Source organism: Niallia sp. HCP3S3_B10 (assembly GCF_052064465.1).
Taxonomy (GTDB): Bacteria; Bacillota; Bacilli; order Bacillales; family Cytobacillaceae; genus Niallia; species Niallia hominis.
Genome location: NZ_JBQHVO010000128.1, coordinates 1 through 1,798, shown reverse-complemented (window position 1 = coordinate 1,798; position 1,798 = coordinate 1). Strand labels below are relative to the sequence as shown.

Here is a 1,798-nt window from a genome sequence, read left to right as displayed (position 1 = left end):
AAGTCCTGCGGTAATATGTCAAGTACCAAAATCTAAGGAATTGGAAATTGTAAGCCAACCAATACCTAAAAAAGACAATACTTAAGAAACCCAGTAAGATATTAAACCATTTACTGGAAAATATTGAAGGATTTAGGATGTTTTATCCTTTAGTTATTCACCTTCCTTCTTGGCGTGTAGACTTGATCGTTGCGTAGCAGCGCATCGACCAACCGCACAAGTTTTCTTGCCGTTAAGACGAGTGCTCTTTTGTGTTGATGCTTAGGAACCTCACGATATTTTTTCAGGTAGTATGCCCGAAATTCAGGTTCATTTCGTTGAACCGAGTTGGCAGCTTCAACAAGGTAATAACGAAGAAATCTATTTCCTGAACGTATCATTTTGGTTTCCTCAGCTTGGAACTTTCCTGATTGATTCTTGGACCATGTAAGTCCACTATATTTGGCAATGGAAGCTTGGTTATCAAAGCGATCAATTTGTCCAATTTCGGCTAAAATACCAGCGGTATAGACTGGGCCTATTCCTGGAATCGTCTGTAAGGTATTAGGGATACCTTCTAGAAGCTTTTGGATGGCTTTGTCAAGTTCTTTAATCTGTTTAGTTATACTACGGATGGACTCTATTGAAGTCCCTAATAATAGGTCGATAGAATCTTCCACACACTTTGATAATCGGTAGGAAGATCTCGCAGCCTTTTGAATGGATTTCGCCACACACTCGGCGTCAGTAAAGCGATTTTTGCCCTTATCTTGAAGATAATTCGCAAGTTCTTGAAGATCCATTGAGCTAATTTCATCTAAGCTATATTGTTCAAGAAATAGCTCTAACATGGCATTTCCAAAAACCGAACTATCCACTTCAGTCGTAAAGGAACTACACTTATAAAATAAGTGTTGCAGAAAATATTGCTTTTCTCGCGTTAGGTTGTGAACGAGATGATATCTCATTCTTGTCAACCTTTGAAGAGCAATAAATTGTTCCTGCATCACCGCCGTTAGTGGAAGACGTCCAAACCGTAAGCGATCTGCAATAATCCAAGCATCGACTTGGTCTGTTTTATCCAGGTCAACATATGACTCTTTAAATTTTTTAATTAGTTTTGGATTAATAGTAAAGACTGTTGTTTTAAATTCTTTAAGAGATTCATCCTCGTGAAAAAACATAGCAGGATGCCAACTATAGACTGAAGTGGCCTCCATCCCGATTTGAATCTCGGAAATTGAGTTACTTTGGGCTATCTTGACAATCTGATCTTTCAGATAAGATGCCCCAGTCAAATTGTTGTCAACAGTGAGAGCAGTTAATGCTTCTCCTTCAAAATTCATGACACAAGCTTTCATATCTTGAGAGCTAACGTCTATTCCAACAAATAATTTCATGGTGGCTAACCTCCTTTCAATCTAGGATCAAGGGAAGGACTCTTCGGGATATCCCCAGTGTACTTGTCGGTCAATCACCCTCGCGTATTAGAACTCACTTTGGTCCATGAGCTGCCTGGAAGCTGCAACTTCCAGCATGGGCTGCCAAAGGGAACAGCCTGCGGGTTAGAAGTTCGAACAAGGACTGGGGAGACAGACTTTTGTAGTAGTCAAAGCTACAGGAGATGATAGAAATCCCCCAAATGATCCTAAGACCATTATCTAGGGACATCACGAAAAGTCCACCCTTTGGAAAACTTTTTCAGATAGTGGGGGGCTAGCCCCCCACTATCTGAACTAACATCTATAGAATTATCAAAGAACAATATTTTAATTGGAAATTACCTCGAAAGAGGACTATAAACTTACTATACGAGGAG

The 1,798-nt window shown here is 39.8% G+C and carries 1 protein-coding gene; it reads right to left on the bottom strand.

Annotated elements, in window-relative coordinates:
* Positions 1–149 precede the first annotated feature (149 nt).
* Positions 150–1,379 (bottom strand): IS110 family transposase, encoded by a 1,230-nt coding sequence (locus ACTNDN_RS24775; RefSeq protein WP_031540352.1) that lies wholly within the window; start codon positions 1,377–1,379, stop codon positions 150–152.
* Positions 1,380–1,798: the final 419 nt, after the last annotated feature.

Coding starts and splice junctions, on each gene's coding strand:
- ACTNDN_RS24775 (WP_031540352.1), bottom strand. CDS start 1,379: ATGAAATTATTTGTTGGAATAGACGTTAGCTCTCAAGATATGAAAGCT.